This is a genomic window from Photorhabdus aegyptia (assembly GCF_000612035.1).
GTDB lineage: Bacteria > Pseudomonadota > Gammaproteobacteria > Enterobacterales > Enterobacteriaceae > Photorhabdus > Photorhabdus akhurstii.
The window spans coordinates 16,574-33,777 of the sequence record NZ_JFGV01000045.1 but is presented as its reverse complement, the minus strand read 5'-3'; the positions used below and the strand labels follow the sequence as shown (position 1 = coordinate 33,777).

Genomic DNA, 17,204 nt, shown 5'->3' with positions numbered 1-17,204 from the left:
ATGTCTGAATCTTTATTTACACAAACGTTGAAAGAAGCGCGCCGTGATGCATTGGTTGCTCATTATATTGCTACTCAGGTGCCCGCAGATTTAAAAGAGAGTATCCAGACCGCCGACGATCTGTACGAATATCTGTTGCTGGATACCAAAATTAGCGATCTGGTTACCACTTCACCGCTATCCGAGGCGATTGGTAGTCTGCAATTGTTTATTCATCGTGCGATAGAGGGCTATGACGGCACGCTGGCAGACTCAGCAAAACCCTATTTTGCCGATGAACAGTTTTTATATAACTGGGATAGTTTTAACCACCGTTATAGCACTTGGGCTGGCAAGGAGCGGTTGAAATTCTATGCCGGAGATTATATTGATCCAACATTGCGATTGAATAAGACCGAGATATTTACCGCATTTGAACAAGGTATTTCTCAAGGGAAATTAAAAAGTGAATTAGTTGAATCTAAGTTACGTGATTATCTAATTAGTTATGACACTTTAGCTACCCTTGATTATATTACTGCCTGCCAAGGTAAGGATAATAAAACCATCTTCTTTATTGGCCGTACACAGAATGCACCCTATGCATTTTATTGGCGAAAATTAACTTTAGTCACTGATGGCGGTAAGTTGAAACCAGATCAATGGTCAGAGTGGCGAACAATTAATGCCGGGATTAGTGAGGCATATTCAGGGCATGTCGAGCCTTTCTGGGAAAATAACAAGCTGCACATCCGTTGGTTTACTATCTCGAAAGAAGATAAAATAGATTTTGTTTATAAAAACATCTGGGTGATGAGTAGCGATTATAGCTGGGCATCAAAGAAAAAAATCTTGGAACTTTCTTTTACTGACTACAATAGAGTTGGAGCAACAGGATCATCAAGCCCGACTGAAGTAGCTTCACAATATGGTTCTGATGCTCAGATGAATATTTCTGATGATGGGACTGTACTTATTTTTCAGAATGCCGGCGGAGCTACTCCCAGTACTGGAGTGACGTTATGTTATGACTCTGGCAACGTGATTAAGAACCTATCTAGTACAGGAAGTGCAAATTTATCGTCAAAGGATTATGCCACAACTAAATTACGCATGTGTCATGGACAAAGTTACAATGATAATAACTACTGCAATTTTACACTCTCTATTAATACAATAGAATTCACCTCCTACGGCACATTCTCATCAGATGGAAAACAATTTACACCACCTTCTGGTTCTGCCATTGATTTACACCTCCCTAATTATGTAGATCTCAACGCGCTATTAGATATTAGCCTCGATTCACTACTTAATTATGACGTTCAGGGGCAGTTTGGCGGATCTAATCCGGTTGATAATTTCAGTGGTCCCTATGGTATTTATCTATGGGAAATCTTCTTCCATATTCCGTTCCTGGTTGCGGTCCGTATGCAAACCGAACAACGTTACGAAGACGCGGACACTTGGTACAAATATATTTTCCGCAGCGCCGGTTATCGCGATGCTAATGGCCAGCTCATTATGGATGGCAGTAAACCACGTTATTGGAATGTGATGCCATTGCAACTGGATACCGCATGGGATACCACACAGCCCGCCACCACTGATCCAGATGTGATCGCTATGGCGGACCCGATGCATTACAAGCTGGCGATATTCCTGCATACCCTTGATCTATTGATTGCCCGAGGCGACAGCGCTTACCGTCAACTTGAACGCGACACTCTAGTCGAAGCCAAAATGTACTACATTCAGGCACAACAGCTACTGGGACCGCGCCCTGATATCCATACCACCAATACTTGGCCAAATCCCACCTTGAGTAAAGAAGCTGGCGCTATTGCCACACCGACATTCCTCAGTTCACCGGAGGTGATGACGTTCGCTGCCTGGCTAAGCGCAGGCGATACCGCAAATATTGGCGACGGTGATTTCTTGCCACCGTACAACGATGTACTACTCGGTTACTGGGATAAACTTGAGTTACGCCTATACAACCTGCGCCACAATCTGAGTCTGGATGGTCAACCGCTAAATCTGCCACTGTATGCCACGCCGGTAGACCCGAAAACCCTGCAACGTCAGCAAGCTGGAGGGGACAGTACAGGCAGTAGTCCGGCTGGTGGTCAAGGCAGTGTTCAGGGCTGGCGCTATCCGTTATTGGTAGAACGCGCCCGCTCTGCCGTGAGTTTGTTGACTCAGTTCGGCAACAGCTTACAAACAACGTTAGAACATCAGGATAATGAAAAAATGACGCTACTGTTGCAGACTCAACAGCAAGCCATTCTGAAACAACAACACGATATACAACAAAATAATCTAAAAGGATTACAACACAGCCTGACCGCATTACAGGCTAGCCGTGATGGCGCCACATTGCGGCAAAAACATTACAGCGACCTGATTAACGGCGGTCTATCTGCGGCAGAAATCGCCGGTCTGACACTACGCAGCACCGCCATGATTACCAATGGCGTTGCAACGGGATTGCTGATTGCCGGCGGAATCGCCAACGCGGTACCTAACGTCTTCGGGCTGGCTAACGGCGGATCAGAATGGGGAGCGCCATTAATTGGCTCCGGGCAAGCAACCCAAGTTGGCGCCGGCATCCAGGATCAGAGCGCGGGCATTTCAGAAGTGACAGCAGGCTATCAGCGTCGTCAGGAAGAATGGGCATTGCAACGGGATATTGCTGATAACGAAATAACCCAACTGGATGCCCAGATACAAAGCCTGCAAGAGCAGATCACAATGGCACAAAAGCAGATCACGCTCTCTGAAACCGAACAAGCGAATGCCCAGGCGATTTATGACCTGCAAACCACCCGTTTTACCGGGCAGGCACTGTATAACTGGATGGCCGGCCGTCTCTCCGCGCTCTATTACCAGATGTATGATTCCACTCTGCCAATCTGTCTCCAGGCAAAAGCCGCATTAGTACAGGAATTAGGCGAGAAAGAGAGCGACAGTCTTTTCCAGGTTCCGGTGTGGAATGATCTGTGGCAAGGGCTGTTAGCAGGAGAAGGTTTAAGTTCAGAGCTACAGAAACTGGATGCCATCTGGCTTGCACGTGGTGGTATCGGGCTAGAAGCCATCCGCACCGTGTCGCTGGATACCCTGTTTGGCACAGGGACGTTAAGTGAAAATATCAATAAGGTGCTTAACGGCGAGAAAGTACCTGCGTCCGGCGGCGTTACTCTGGCGCTGACAGGGGATATCTTCCAAGCAACACTGGATTTGAGTCAGCTAGGTTTGGATAACTCTTACAACTTGGGTAACGAGAAGAAACGTCGTATTAAACGTATCGCCGTCACCCTGCCAACACTTCTGGGGCCATATCAAGATCTTGAAGCCACACTGGTAATGGGTGCGGAAATCGCCGCCTTATCACACGGTGTGAATGACGGAGGCCGGTTTGTTACCGACTTTAACGACAGCCGTTTTCTGCCTTTTGAAGGTCGAGATGCAACAACCGGCACACTGGAGCTCAATATTTTCCATGCGGGTAAAGAGGGAACGCAACACGAGTTGGTCGCGAATCTGAGTGACATCATTGTGCATCTGAATTACATCATTCGAGACGCGTAAATTTCTTTTCTTTGTCGATTACAGGTCCCTATCCGGGGCCTGTTATTAAGGAGTACTTTATGCAGGATTCACCAGAAGTATCGATTACAACGCTGTCACTTCCCAAAGGTGGCGGTGCTATCAATGGCATGGGAGAAGCACTGAATACTGCCGGCCCTGATGGAATGGCCTCCCTATCTCTGCCATTACCCCTTTCGACCGGCAGAGGGACGGCTCCTGGATTATCGCTGATTTACAGCAACAGCGCGGGTAATGGGCCTTTCGGCATCGGCTGGCAATGCGGTGTTATGTCCATTAGCCGACGCACCCAACATGGCATTCCACAATACGGCAATGACGACACGTTCCTATCCCCACAAGGCGAGGTCATGAATATCGCCCTGAATGACCAAGGGCAACCTGATATCCGCCAGGACGTTAAGACGCTGCAAGACGTTACCTTGCCAATTTCCTATACCGTGACCCGCTATCAAGCCCGCCAGATCCTAGATTTCAGTAAAATCGAATACTGGCAACCTGCCTCCGGTCAAGAAGGACGCGCTTTCTGGCTGATATCGTCACCGGACGGCCAACTACACATCTTAGGGAAAACCGCGCAGGCTTGTCTGGCAAATCCGCAAAATGACCAACAAATCGCCCAGTGGTTGCTGGAAGAAACTGTGACGCCAGCCGGTGAACATGTCAGCTATCAATATCGAGCCGAAGATGAAGCCCATTGTGACGACAATGAAAAAACCGCTCATCCCAATGTTACCGCACAGCGCTATCTGGTACAGGTGAACTACGGCAACATCAAACCACAAGCCAGCCTGTTCGTACTGGATAACGCACCTCCCGCACCGGAAGAGTGGCTGTTTCATCTGGTCTTTGACCACGGTGAGCGCGATACCTCACTTCATACCGTGCCAACATGGGATGCAGGTACAGCGCAATGGTCTGTACGCCCGGATATCTTCTCTCGCTACGAATATGGCTTTGAAGTGCGTACTCGCCGCTTATGTCAACAAGTGCTGATGTTTCACCGTACCGCCCTCATGGCCGGAGAAGCCAGTACCAATGACACGCCGGAACTGGTTGGACGCTTGATACTGGAATATGACAAAAACGCCAGCGTCACCACGTTGATTACCATCCGTCAATTAAGCCATGAACCGGATGGCAGCCCAGTCACTCTGCCACCACTAGAGTTAGCCTGGCAGCGGTTTGATCTGGAGAAAAAGTCGACATGGCAACGTTTTGATGCACTAGATAATTTTAACTCGCAGCAACGTTATCAATTGGTCGATCTACGGGGAGAAGGGTTGCCGGGTATGCTGTACCAAGACCGCGGCGCTTGGTGGTATAAAGCGCCGCAACGTCAGGAAGACGGAGACAGCAATGCCGTCACTTACGGTAAAATCGCCCCACTGCCTACCCTACCCAGTTTGCAGGATAACGCCTCATTGATGGATATCAACGGAGACGGCCAGCTGGATTGGGTTGTTACCGCCTCCGGTATTCGCGGATACCATAGCCAACAACCCGATGGAAAATGGACGCACTTTACGCCAATCAATGCTTTGCCCGTGGAATATTTTCATCCAAGCATCCAATTCGCTGACCTTACCGGGGCAGGCTTATCTGATTTAGTGTTGATCGGGCCGAAAAGCGTGCGTCTATATGCCAACCAGCGAAACGGCTGGCGTAAAGGAGAAGATGTCCCCCAATCCACAGGTATCACCCTGCCTGTCACAGGGACCGATGCCCGCAAACTGGTGGCTTTCAGTGATATGCTCGGTTCCGGTCAACAACATCTGGTGGAAATCAAGGCTAATCGCGTCACCTGTTGGCCGAATCTAGGGCATGGCCGTTTCGGTCAACCACTAACTCTGTCAGGATTTAGCCAGCCCGAAAATAACTTCAATCCCGAACGGCTGTTTCTGGCGGATATCGACGGCTCCGGCACCACCGACCTTATCTATGCGCAATCCGGCTCTTTGCTCATTTATCTCAACCAAAGTGGTAATCAGTTTGATGCCCCTCTGACATTAGCGTTGCCAGAAGGCGTACAATTTGACAACACTTGCCAACTTCAAGTCGCTGATATTCAGGGATTAGGGATAGCCAGCTTGATTCTGACTGTGCCACATATCGCGCCACATCACTGGCGTTGTGACCTGTCACTGACCAAGCCGTGGTTGTTGAATGTGATGAACAATAACCGGGGCGCACATCACACGCTACATTATCGTAGTTCCGCGCAATTCTGGTTGGATGAGAAATTACAGCTCACCAAAGCAGGCAAATCTCCGGCTTGTTATCTGCCGTTTCCAATGCATTTGCTATGGTATACCGAAATTCAGGATGAAATCAGCGGCAACCGGCTCACCAGTGAAGTCAACTACAGCCACGGCGTCTGGGATGGTAAAGAGCGGGAATTCAGAGGATTTGGCTGCATTAAACAGACAGATACCACAACGTTTTCTCACGGCACCGCCCCCGAACAGGCGGCACCGTCGCTGAGTATTAGCTGGTTTGCCACCGGCATGGATGAAGTAGACAGCCAATTAGCTACGGAATATTGGCAGGCAGACACGCAAGCTTATAGCGGATTTGAAACCCGTTATACCGTCTGGGATCACACCAACCAGACAGACCAAGCATTTACCCCCAATGAGACACAACGTAACTGGCTGACGCGAGCGCTTAAAGGCCAACTGCTACGCACTGAGCTCTACGGTCTGGACGGAACGGATAAGCAAACAGTGCCTTATACCGTCAGTGAATCGCGCTATCAGGTACGCTCTATTCCCGTAGATAAAGAAACTGAATTATCTGCCTGGGTGACTGCTATTGAAAATCGCAGCTACCACTATGAACGTATCATCACTGACCCACAGTTCAGCCAGAGTATCAAGTTGCAACACGATATCTTTGGTCAATCACTGCAAAGTGTCGATATTGCCTGGCCGCGCCGCGAAAAACCAGCAGTGAATCCCTACCCGCCTACCCTGCCGGAAACACTATTTGACAGCAGCTATGATGATCAACAACAACTATTACGTCTGGTGAGACAAAAAAATAGCTGGCATCACCTGACTGACGGGGAAAACTGGCGATTAGGTTTACCGAATGCACAACGCCGTGATGTTTATACTTATGACCGGAGCAAAATTCCAACCGAAGGGATTTCCCTTGAAATCTTGCTGAAAGATGATGGCCTGCTAGCAGATGAAAAAGCGGCCGTTTATCTGGGGCAACAACAGACGTTTTACACCGCCGGTCAAGCGGAAGTCACACTAGAAAAGCCCACGTTACAGGCGCTGGTCGCGTTCCAAGAAACCGCCATGATGGACGATACCTCATTACAGGCGTATGAAGGCGTGATTGAAGAACAAGAGTTGAATACCGCGCTGACACAGGCCGGTTATCAGCAAGTCGCGCGGTTGTTTAATACCGGATCAGAAAGCCCGGTATGGGTGGCACGGCAAGGTTATACCGATTACGGTGACGCCGCACAGTTCTGGCGGCCTCAGGCTCAACGTAACTCGTTGCTGACAGGGAAAACCACACTGACCTGGGATACCCATCATTGTGTAATAATACAGACTCAGGATGCCGCTGGATTAACGACGCAAGCCCATTACGATTATCGTTTCCTTACACCGGTACAACTGACAGATATTAATGATAATCAACATATTGTGACTCTGGATGCGCTAGGTCGCGTGACCACCAGCCGGTTCTGGGGCACAGAGGCAGGACAAGCCGCAGGCTATTCCAACCAGCCCTTCACACCACCGGACTCCATAGATAAAGCGCTGGCATTAACTGGCGCGCTTCCCGTTGCCCAATGTTTAGTCTATGCCGTTGATAGCTGGATGCCGTCGTTATCTTTGTCTCAGCTTTCTCAGTCACAAGAAGAGGCAGAAGCGCTATGGGCGCAACTGCGTGCCGCTCATATGATTACCGAAGATGGGAAAGTGTGCGCGTTGAGTGGGAAACGGGGAATAGGCCATCAGAACCTAACAATTCAACTTATTTCGCTATTGACAAGTATTCCCCGTTTACCGCCACATGTACTGGGGATCACCACTGATCGCTATGATAGCGATCCGCAACAGCAGCACCAACAGACGGTGAGCTTTAGTGACGGTTTTGGCCGGTTACTCCAGAGTTCAGCCCGTCATGAGCCCGGTGATGCCTGGCAACGTAAAGAGGATGGCGGGCTGGTCGTGGATGCAAATGGCGTTCTGGTCAGTGCCCCTACAGACACCCGATGGGCCGTTTCCGGTCGCACAGAATATGACGACAAAGGCCAACCTGTGCGTACTTATCAACCCTATTTTCTGAATGATTGGCGCTACGTTAGTGATGACAGCGCACGAGATGACCTGTTTGCCGATACCCACCTTTATGATCCACTGGGACGGGAATACAAAGTCATTACCGCTAAGAAATATTTGCGAGAAAAACTGTACACCCCGTGGTTTATTGTCAGTGAGGATGAAAACGATACAGCATCAAGAACCCCATAGTTTTACCTATTTTTATCTGTTGCCCCGCTCGCGGTACATCGCGGGGCAGTATCCAATCAACGATGAAGATTCAGCATTTCCGCTAAGTTCCACCGTTCTCTTTAATAATGCAGGTCGCCTTTCAAGGAAACCTGCATATTGACAGAATTAAAGATTAAATATCAACATCAATGTTCTTTCTTAGTAAAAGCCGAAACAGGAGCAGGTGTCGGGACAGAGCTATCGCAATTATAATGCTCTCCTGTCAATCCTATTTTTTTGCAAGCCGTAGACAAAAGATCATTAGGTGTTGCCCACTCATCTTTCCAGTTATTACCGTCATAACGTTCATTCTTAAATAGATCCCACATTATAAGGCCCGTTTTACCATATTTGATCGTACCATCTAATATGCTGTTGAGAGCTGCCTTCGTGAGCGGCAAATTACCGGTTGCCGGTTTACCCACTTCAAATCCAACCGTAATAGGCGGCAAAACCAATAATTTTTGCGGTTGAACTGATGCCTGAGCATAATTACGTGCTCCTTTCAGTTTGACATGAAAGGTGACTACTTCATTGCCGGATTTAAGCCAGTTAATATATTGACCATAATAATACTTAACCTGTCCAGGAAGGTCACAAGGAATATATGTTTCACCTCCGCCAATAAATCCACAATCTTTTTCACTTAAATCATAGGTCATCACACCAATATAACTGAGTCGGTTGATCAAATCGGGATAACTCAGCGCAGTATTATAAATCAAACCATAGAGGTTTCCTCCCCACCAAGCACCACCATAAATATCACTATTTCTCGCATTAGTTCCCCAGTTAGCGGACATATTCGGGATACCTCCCGTTGCAGGACCTGCGGTACTTAGCTTAAGTGATGGTTTAACCGCATTAATTGAAGTGTAAAAAGATTTTAAAATAGCGGCGAATTTATCCACGGTTACAGGCATTGCACGGGGAATTTTTTCTGCGCCAGGGACAATCTTCATTGACGCATCATAAACATAACCGCCGAGTCCCTTGGCTATTAAAGTTGATGTAATAAGAGTTTCGCTGTTATTAGGGGGAACATTGATTGAGTCAGGGGTTAATTTCCAACTTTTTGCATTAATATCAGCGTGCCAGAATTCCTCATAATCAACATCAATTCCCTCGACTTTCAAGTCAGCCGCCAAATTGACAATATTTCTATATGCCTTATCTGCTTCTTTGCCCGTAATAGTACTGTCAAATCGAGGAATTTTGGTCAGGGGATTAGGGAAGATATCATAAACTGCACCGGGTTCATTACCACAAGCATCTTTTTTGCCGGCGGTTATATCATAAATTTTCGGATAACAACTAAAGTTCCATCCACCTACAGCAATATAAGTACTTACTCCATGAGATTTTAAATCAGCGATAACACCTTTTAATGCCACAAAATCAGCCCTGGCATTTTCAGCTTCTTTGGTGCTAATACTTTGATCAGAAGTACAGGTATAACCAAACAATCCTGAACATTTCAGGCTATTTTTTTCATAGTTAACAAAACCAGGCTGGACAAAAGATAATACCAACGTATTAAAGTTACTCTTATTCTTAGAAATATCTCTACTTAATTTTTTAAAGTTATCAAGGCTGGCATAATATTCTTGAGTATCAATCTGCGCAGCAGGCCCACTCAGATAATATGCAGATATTTTAGGATTGGCGGCAATAACATTTCCTGATATGAAAGCATACAATACAGAAATTGCTAATAAATATCGGTTTAATTTGTATTTAGACATATATCTATCTCCACTTGGTTAACATTACTTTTCCGACTATAGCCAATGAGTTATCATACACCTCATTGCCTTTTCATCATGAATGGTATAAGTTTTTCCCTAATAGAGCGTTAATATGTTCAGTCTGTTATTATAGACTGTGATGTAGTTACTAAACTGTTATATTGGCATTAATTATTTCAATGCATCAATTTCATAATAGTGTAGTTTTCACCATTGTCCACAAAAGAGATAGAAATTAGTTGTAATAATATTTCTCTCTAATCTATCTAAATAAAAAACAATATTATTATATGATAATTCCACTAGATTATATTTATGTTCATTAATTACAACAAGTGTAACGCTTTAGAGATAATTATTTCCTTCCGCAATTGAATGCCGATTACCATTATATTAGTTTCCAATTACCACCTAATATATAAACCAAGTCTTAAAAAGCATTATTTTAATGAATATATTTGGCATTAAATAAACAATGTATTTCAACAAAAATATAAATAGACTACGTTTATTTCATTTTATTAAAACATGATTATCTTTCTATAGGCTATGACCTATAAATTATAGATAGTGTGCAAGCAGACTGGCAATAATAATTAATTACAGCTTGTGCAAACCTGCTTATGAATGAACAGTTAACACAAACAACTCACAAAACCCGGAGTATACATGCCAATAGAGAACCTATCGCTTTAAATAAACACTCTCTGTTATCAGGCAAGTTATACCCAAAAACTTCAACGATTCTTCAACGAATTATAAAAATCTATAAAAAGGCATTATCTTAAATTGCTGAATTAACGATCAAGCCAGTATACTCACTGAGCGTTAAGACAAATCTGGAATAGCAAGTAGCTTACTTAGTCGCTCAAAATGTATTCCAGCAAGTGAAACTAAAGTTAAAACACAGGAAAATTATCATGACACGTTTAGGCTTATCTATAACTGTATTATCACTGTTATTCTCTGGCGCAGTATTAGCTGCACCTAGCACCCCCGTAACCCAATCTTCGGATACCAAGGCTACCCCTTCCCATGTGGAAAATACCAAAGCAGGGAAGAAATCCGACAAAACCGCACCTAAACAACACTCACACCAGAAGGCAGCAAGCAAAGAAGCTAAGAAGGCTCACTGAGTTTTCCGGCCTAAAACTTATATTATTCCGCAATTATGTCCGCAATCGTTATGACACAAGTTTGGTAACGTCATAACTGTAAATTCAGGGGGGAAAATCCCCCCCTCAACAGACTATCGTGAAAAGCTTAACAAGCCCCTTCAGTATCTTCATCACCATAATATTTAACACCAATCCTGATGATATCCCGTCCCTGAGATTTACGGTGTTTATTCGTGTCACGCAATGAATAGATACAACCACAATATTCCTGCTGATAGAATCTTTCCCGTTTACTAATTTCGATCATCCTGGCTGAACCGCCTTGCTTACGCCAGTTGTAATCCCAGTATTGAACCCCTGGATACTGACTTGCCGCTCGTTTTCCACAATCATTTATTTGCTGCATGTTTTTCCAACGGGAAATGCCCAACGAGCTTGAAATAACGCTGAAATTATTCTCATAAGCATACAAAGCAGTACGCTCAAAACGCATATCAAAGCACATGGTGCAGCGAACACCTCTTTCCGGCTCCCATTCCATGCCCTTAGCACGTTCAAACCAGTCATCGCTGTCATAATCCGCATCCACAAATGGCACATTGTGTTGCTCCGCAAAGCGAATGTTCTCTTCTTTGCGAATTAAATATTCCCGTTTTGGATGAATATTCGGATTATAGAAAAAGACAGTGTAATCAATTCCAGAGGCATGTAGCGCTTCCATCACTTCACCAGAGCAAGGAGCACAACAAGAGTGCAATAATAATCGTTCCGCATTATCCGGTAATGTTAAAACAGGGCGAACATAGTTTTCCATTTAGCAGGCTCCATATAATTATAAGAATTAATTATAGAATATAGTTATTTTTAGCTTCAAATTTTTCGAATGAAATTCATCATGACTTATTTGCCGTTGCGATCCTTACTTTTCTGATCACAGTAAATTACCTGAAATTCTGGCAGATTCTACCGTTATCTTGTCATCATCAAAGTTTGTACAAGGAAGTTCACTACCGATAAATCTGTTTTACGCTGATAGTTAGCTAAATTATAGCCAAATTCAGATACTTTTAACCAAAATAATTTAAATGGAGACCACCATGCGCCATACAATTTCTCTGCGTGACCTCTCTTTTCCGGCAATTACCGCCGGATTTGTCGCTGTTTTAGTCGGATATACCAGTTCAGCGGCAATTATCTTTCAGGCTGCGGAAGCGGCGGGCGCCACCACCCTACAGATCGGTGGCTGGCTAAGTATGCTAGGACTTGGAATGGGTATCAGCTCCCTAGGGCTATCGCTTTATTACCGCACCCCCGTCCTTACCGCATGGTCAACACCGGGTGCCGCGCTACTGGCGACAACGCTACCTGGAACATCAATCAACGAAGCCATTGGTATCTTTATCTTTGCTTCAGCACTGATCTTGCTGTGCGGTATTACCGGCCTGTTTGCTCGATTAATGAACTATATCCCACAAGCACTTTCCGCAGCCATGTTAGCCGGTATTCTATTACGCTTTGGTTTGGATGCTTTTTCTTCATTTTCGGTCAACTTCGTACTGACTGCCGGAATGTGTTTGACTTATCTTCTGGCACGCAGATATTTATCCCGCTATACCATCATCTTAACACTATTATCAGGGCTGATTATCGCCGCTTTACAGGGAGATATTCACTTTGAACAACAATCTACAGCCGCGTTTGTCACCCCTGAATTTATTACACCCAGTTTCACATTCTCTTCGTTATTGAGTGTCGGTATTCCATTTTTCATCGTCACAATGGCATCCCAAAACGCGCCCGGCATCGCCACACTAAAAGCCTCAGGATATCCGGTTTCTGTTTCGTCACTGATAAGCTGGACTGCGCTCATTTCACTGATCTTGTCACCTTTTGGTGGTTTTTCCGTCTGTATTGCCGCCATTACGGCCGCAATTTGTATGAGCCCGGAAATTCACGCTGACCCAAATCGCCGTTATATGGCCGCTGCCGTAGCAGGCGTGTTTTACCTGATAGCAGGACTGTTCGGTGGCTCAATCAGTATGTTATTCAGCGCCCTACCGGCGGCGCTTATTCATATTATTGCCGGATTAGCATTGCTTGGAACAATTTCTGGCAGCCTGCTACAAGCGTTACAAAATGAAAAGCAACGAGACGCCGCGGTAATCACATTTTTGATCACCGCTTCCGGTGTGACGTTACTTGGCGTAGGCGCTGCATTCTGGGGATTAATCGGTGGAGTAATCACCATGATCCTTTTATCTCTGCCGAGGAAAACCAAAATAGTTCATTAGATGAACAGCAAAATTATACTTTTCAGCACTTTATGATACTTATTGTCAATAAAACTTATGATAGTTTGCCGGGTCTGTTGCGCTTTGAATATTACGATGGGACGTATCTAACAACCTTAAATTTTCTTACCCGCAAAGCCGAGCTTCCTATTATGAAATTTTTTGATACGAAATTTTCTGATATTAGTAAGTTAGCCGTTATTTCATCATGCCTGGCAATCCCTTATAGCTATGCTGATGATCACCCAATTCTTTCTCTTTCTGTCAGCCAATCCGGAAGAAGCCAAACGACTGCTGATGGTAGTTTATCCAGAAAACCAAATAAGCAAGAATCACGGATACTTCCGATTTGGGGTGATGAAGCTAGAGCTAAAGGTTATGACCTACCGGAACCTTTTGGCGCCAGTTACGGTTATATGAATATGCGACAGAATATCATTGTAGACGATATTAAAATCATTATACCGAATACCCCAGAATTTGAAGACGCACTGGATATCCAGACAGGAAAAACCAGAGGAAAGAATGAATCACATATGCTCAAACTGGATACTTGGGTTCTGCCTTTTCTGAATGTTTATGGCGTTTATGGCTGGACAAAAGGCACATCGAAAACCAACATTGAAGGAATCAGATTTGCTGGTTTCTCTATTCCTGATATGAAAGATATCCCTTTCGCACTGGACTTTAAAGGTAAAACCTACGGTGGCGGTTTAACTCTGGCAGGGGGTTACGATCAGTTTTTCGGTACGCTTGATACCAACTATACCTACACTAATCTGGACATTCTGAATGGTAAAATTAGCGCTCTGGTTGTTACACCACGTGTTGGTTATGAGTTTATATTCCAGCCAATCATCCCAGGACAAGGAAATACCAAATTGCAAGTATGGACCGGTGGTATGTACCAGAGAATTACTCAGGAATTTAAAGGCAATATTAGTAATCTGGATTTACCCCCCATGTTTGACAAACTGGTCAGTGCATTCGACGATTATGATAGTATGAAATTCAAAGTAAAACAGCATATTGCATCTCGCTGGAATAATACTGTTGGTGCAAGGCTGGAAGTCACACGCAACTTCAATATGTTGACCGAAGTTGGCTTTAACAAACGTAACAGCTTCTATATCTCAGGTGAGTTCCGTTTTTAATGAATATCCGCTGTACTTTACATGGGCTGGCTCTAGTCAGCCTTTTTATTTCTGATTTCTCATATGGCGAAGCACTACTCAGCAGGGAAAAAATCGATGGCTGGCTGGAAAAATTAGGCGGCAGTAATACCTATGACAGCAGTAAGGCGATTGACTGGGGCGTTTTACCCGGCCCTTTTTATACTCCAGAGTTAGGTGCCGGTCTCGGGGTTGCTGTCGTTGGTCTCTATCGGCCAGATGATAATGATCACACCAGCCAAATCTCTTCTCTTTCCCTAAATGGATTTGCCTCTTCAACCGGTGCCTTTGGCTTCACATTTGATAACTACAATTTCTTTGCTGATGACCAATGGCGTTTTTTCCTTTCCGGTACATTGAACAACGTTCCCACTTATTACTGGGGTACGGGATATCAAGCAGGTAAGGTAGATGATCGCAAAGAAAAATATCGCTCACAGGAATTGCGCTTACAACCCAGAATTCTCTATCGAGTTGCTGATTCTACCTATTTAGGCGCTGGCTGGCATTTTTCATCATTACACGCCAAAGATCCCGATAACGGCGCTAAAAAACTTTTCGTAGCGGAAAACGATGGCCGGTCCATATTGAGTTCAGGCGTCAGTGCCTATTTCAGCTATGACACACGGGATTTTGTGCCTAATGCTCATCAAGGACAAGTGCTTGATATTACTTACACCCATTTTTCCCCGGCATTAGGCAGCGACCGTCGGTTTAACACCGTGGATATGCAATACAGCACCTATTATCAATTAGATGAGAAATCTGTACTGGCATTTGATAGTTATGGTCGTTTCACTGACGGCCAGGTGCCCTGGAATATGCTGTCAATGTTAGGTAATGGCAACCGGATGCGCGGATATTATGAAGGTAGATACCGGGACAAAAATATTATCAGCACTCAATTAGAATATCGGCGCAAATTGGACTGGCGGCACGGATTCGTCTTATGGGCCGGGGCCGGCACCTTAAGCCATCACGCAGAAGATATAGGCTCAAAAAACTGGCTACCCACAGTTGGCGCTGGCTATCGTTTTGAATTTAAACCCAAAATGAATGTCAGACTGGATTTTGGCATCGGTAAAAAAAGCAATGGATTTTATTTTCAGGTGGGAGAGGCGTTTTGAAATTGCGTTTATGGATTGCTGCTTTAACGTTAGTTGCAGGATGCCAGGGAACTTTTTCTTCAATCGCACCAGTACAACCTGACTTAAATAGTGAAACAACCGCCGAAGCCACCCGTGCATGGCCGGTTCTTGCTCCGATTCCCTCACCCGAAGGATTAAGAGCTTGCTGCGCTTTTGGCTATAATTTAAAAACTGAATTACTGACCATTCCAGTCCCTTTTTACCACATAAGTAATGTGTTAGATGCCGATAATCTTGGGGCACATAATTATAACAACAGTTTTTTTGGTACCGTTGCTTCATTAACCGGGCTCAGTAATGAAAAAGTAGGGATGATATATACCCGCCGGGGCGGATTCATTGATATTTCCCATGTACGGGATACCGCTGATAATGCGGTTTTTCTGTTCAGTCAAATCTGGCCCCGTCTTGGAGAAGAGTGGCAAATAGAACTCAGCAACGAATTAGCATCACGCCGTATCCAGTTCTATCAATTCACACCACCAGCAGCGATAGAACAACGTTATACCCTAACTGCTTATCTAGCGGTAAAATTGGCTTTTGAACTTGCTGCATGGCATGAAATCGCCCAATGGTATGGTTATCAGTCTGTACCAGGATTTTCTGAAAAAGTGTCGGCATTCTCCCCGGAAGATCTCTACTCTAATCTACTAGGCGCTCGTCTTTCCCTCTCTTTGATACTGGCAGGACAAGTGCCGTCAATGAAGCAATACCGTCTATCAATGCAAGCCATTCTGCCTCCAGCACTGCGTGAACTGGAAGCCTTATCCCCTGATGAAACGCGGAAAATGTTTGAACAGATTGATGGTATCTGGTGGGACAGCAAACGCCGTATACCCGATAAACGTTTAATCCTTCAACGCGATTTCCATACTCACAGTGATCGCACACCTAATATGGTGCCGACAGAACAGCAATTTCCACTTAGGCTCACCCTGCCGCAACAATATATTGGCTACAGATTATCTGAATTGGCCGAACTACAATTGTGGCCCAGTCGCCAAATGAAAGATCTTCCTGTACCAGAAAGTTACTGGGTTGCGCTTGATTTTCCACAATTGGCAGAAAAAGCGAAAGAACAACAAGAGAATTATTGATTCACATATTTTTGATGAAAGAATGAATATAATATTATGAGTTAAAACATATAAGCGACTTTAAATTACCATTTCTCAAATGATAATCACATTGAAATATCATCAATTATTATTTACTATTTACATAATGTTACATAATAATATAAACCCAACATTATCTATAATAAAAACAAACTATACCAACTGCACTTCAATTAAGTCATAAAGGGAAAACCCTCATCACCAAGGCGTTATTTCACCGGATAAAAAATCGTATTGAAATATTTACAAAGATAAAAAAACCAATAAATAATTGATATAGAATAATTAATATTACATGACACCTAAAAAACAAATCAAAAGGTCACAAAAAAATTAACCAACCCAAAAGACCAAAAAAGAAATAAAATCTCAAAAAGACGCAAAAATTAGAGAATAATTTCTAATTATACTCACAAACTGTGTATTTCACTTATTTTTATCGAAAAAATAGACATTCACTCTTAATTTAACTTAAATAACAAAAATCCCTTCTTAAATAGG

The 17,204-nt window shown here is 44.4% G+C and carries 9 protein-coding genes; 7 read left to right on the top strand and 2 right to left on the bottom strand.

Translation table 11 applies throughout. The features are described from left to right. Both tcaB and tcaC read left to right on the top strand, forming a co-directional pair. Positions 1 to 3,570: an insecticidal toxin complex protein TcaB gene (tcaB, locus tag BA1DRAFT_RS14370; protein WP_036780422.1), complete on the top strand. Its 3,570-nt coding sequence runs from the start codon at positions 1 to 3 to the stop codon at positions 3,568 to 3,570. Positions 3,571 to 3,629: 59 nt separating this feature from the next. Continuing rightward, positions 3,630 to 8,087, top strand: coding sequence for an insecticidal toxin complex protein TcaC (gene tcaC / locus BA1DRAFT_RS14365; protein ID WP_036780420.1), 4,458 nt, complete (start codon positions 3,630 to 3,632; stop codon positions 8,085 to 8,087). A gap of 167 nt (positions 8,088 to 8,254) precedes the next feature. On the opposite strand, the gene BA1DRAFT_RS14360 is transcribed toward tcaC, so the two are convergent. Further along, complete coding sequence (locus tag BA1DRAFT_RS14360) at positions 8,255 to 9,853, bottom strand: hypothetical protein (RefSeq protein ID WP_036780417.1); 1,599 nt, start codon at positions 9,851 to 9,853, stop codon at positions 8,255 to 8,257. Positions 9,854 to 10,776: 923 nt separating this feature from the next. On the opposite strand from BA1DRAFT_RS14360, the gene BA1DRAFT_RS14355 reads away from it, so the two are divergent. Beyond that, on the top strand, positions 10,777 to 10,992 hold the full coding sequence (locus BA1DRAFT_RS14355; protein ID WP_036780415.1) for a hypothetical protein: 216 nt from the start codon (positions 10,777 to 10,779) through the stop codon (positions 10,990 to 10,992). A 127-nt stretch (positions 10,993 to 11,119) separates the two neighbouring features. On the opposite strand, the gene BA1DRAFT_RS14350 is transcribed toward BA1DRAFT_RS14355, so the two are convergent. Further along, positions 11,120 to 11,788, bottom strand: coding sequence for an epoxyqueuosine reductase QueH (locus tag BA1DRAFT_RS14350; RefSeq protein WP_036780414.1), 669 nt, complete (start codon positions 11,786 to 11,788; stop codon positions 11,120 to 11,122). A 283-nt stretch (positions 11,789 to 12,071) separates the two neighbouring features. Between BA1DRAFT_RS14350 and BA1DRAFT_RS14345 the strand changes: the two genes are divergently transcribed. The 4 genes from BA1DRAFT_RS14345 (at position 12,072) to BA1DRAFT_RS14330 (ending at position 16,682) form a co-directional block, all read left to right on the top strand. Beyond that, positions 12,072 to 13,265, top strand: coding sequence for a benzoate/H(+) symporter BenE family transporter (locus BA1DRAFT_RS14345; protein WP_036780412.1), 1,194 nt, complete (start codon positions 12,072 to 12,074; stop codon positions 13,263 to 13,265). A 152-nt stretch (positions 13,266 to 13,417) separates the two neighbouring features. Then, a complete protein-coding gene (locus tag BA1DRAFT_RS14340; protein WP_036780429.1) occupies positions 13,418 to 14,419 on the top strand; it encodes a hypothetical protein in 1,002 nt (333 codons plus the stop codon). Next, a complete protein-coding gene (locus BA1DRAFT_RS14335) occupies positions 14,419 to 15,564 on the top strand; it encodes a BamA/TamA family outer membrane protein (protein WP_036780411.1) in 1,146 nt (381 codons plus the stop codon). The genes BA1DRAFT_RS14340 and BA1DRAFT_RS14335 overlap by 1 nt, the downstream gene beginning before the upstream one ends. Next, positions 15,561 to 16,682 carry a DUF4056 domain-containing protein gene (locus tag BA1DRAFT_RS14330; protein ID WP_036780409.1) on the top strand — a complete coding sequence of 374 codons (1,122 nt, stop codon included), beginning with the start codon at positions 15,561 to 15,563 and terminating at the stop codon, positions 16,680 to 16,682. Before BA1DRAFT_RS14335 ends, BA1DRAFT_RS14330 begins: the two co-directional genes overlap by 4 nt. The last annotated feature ends 522 nt before the right edge of the window (positions 16,683 to 17,204 follow it).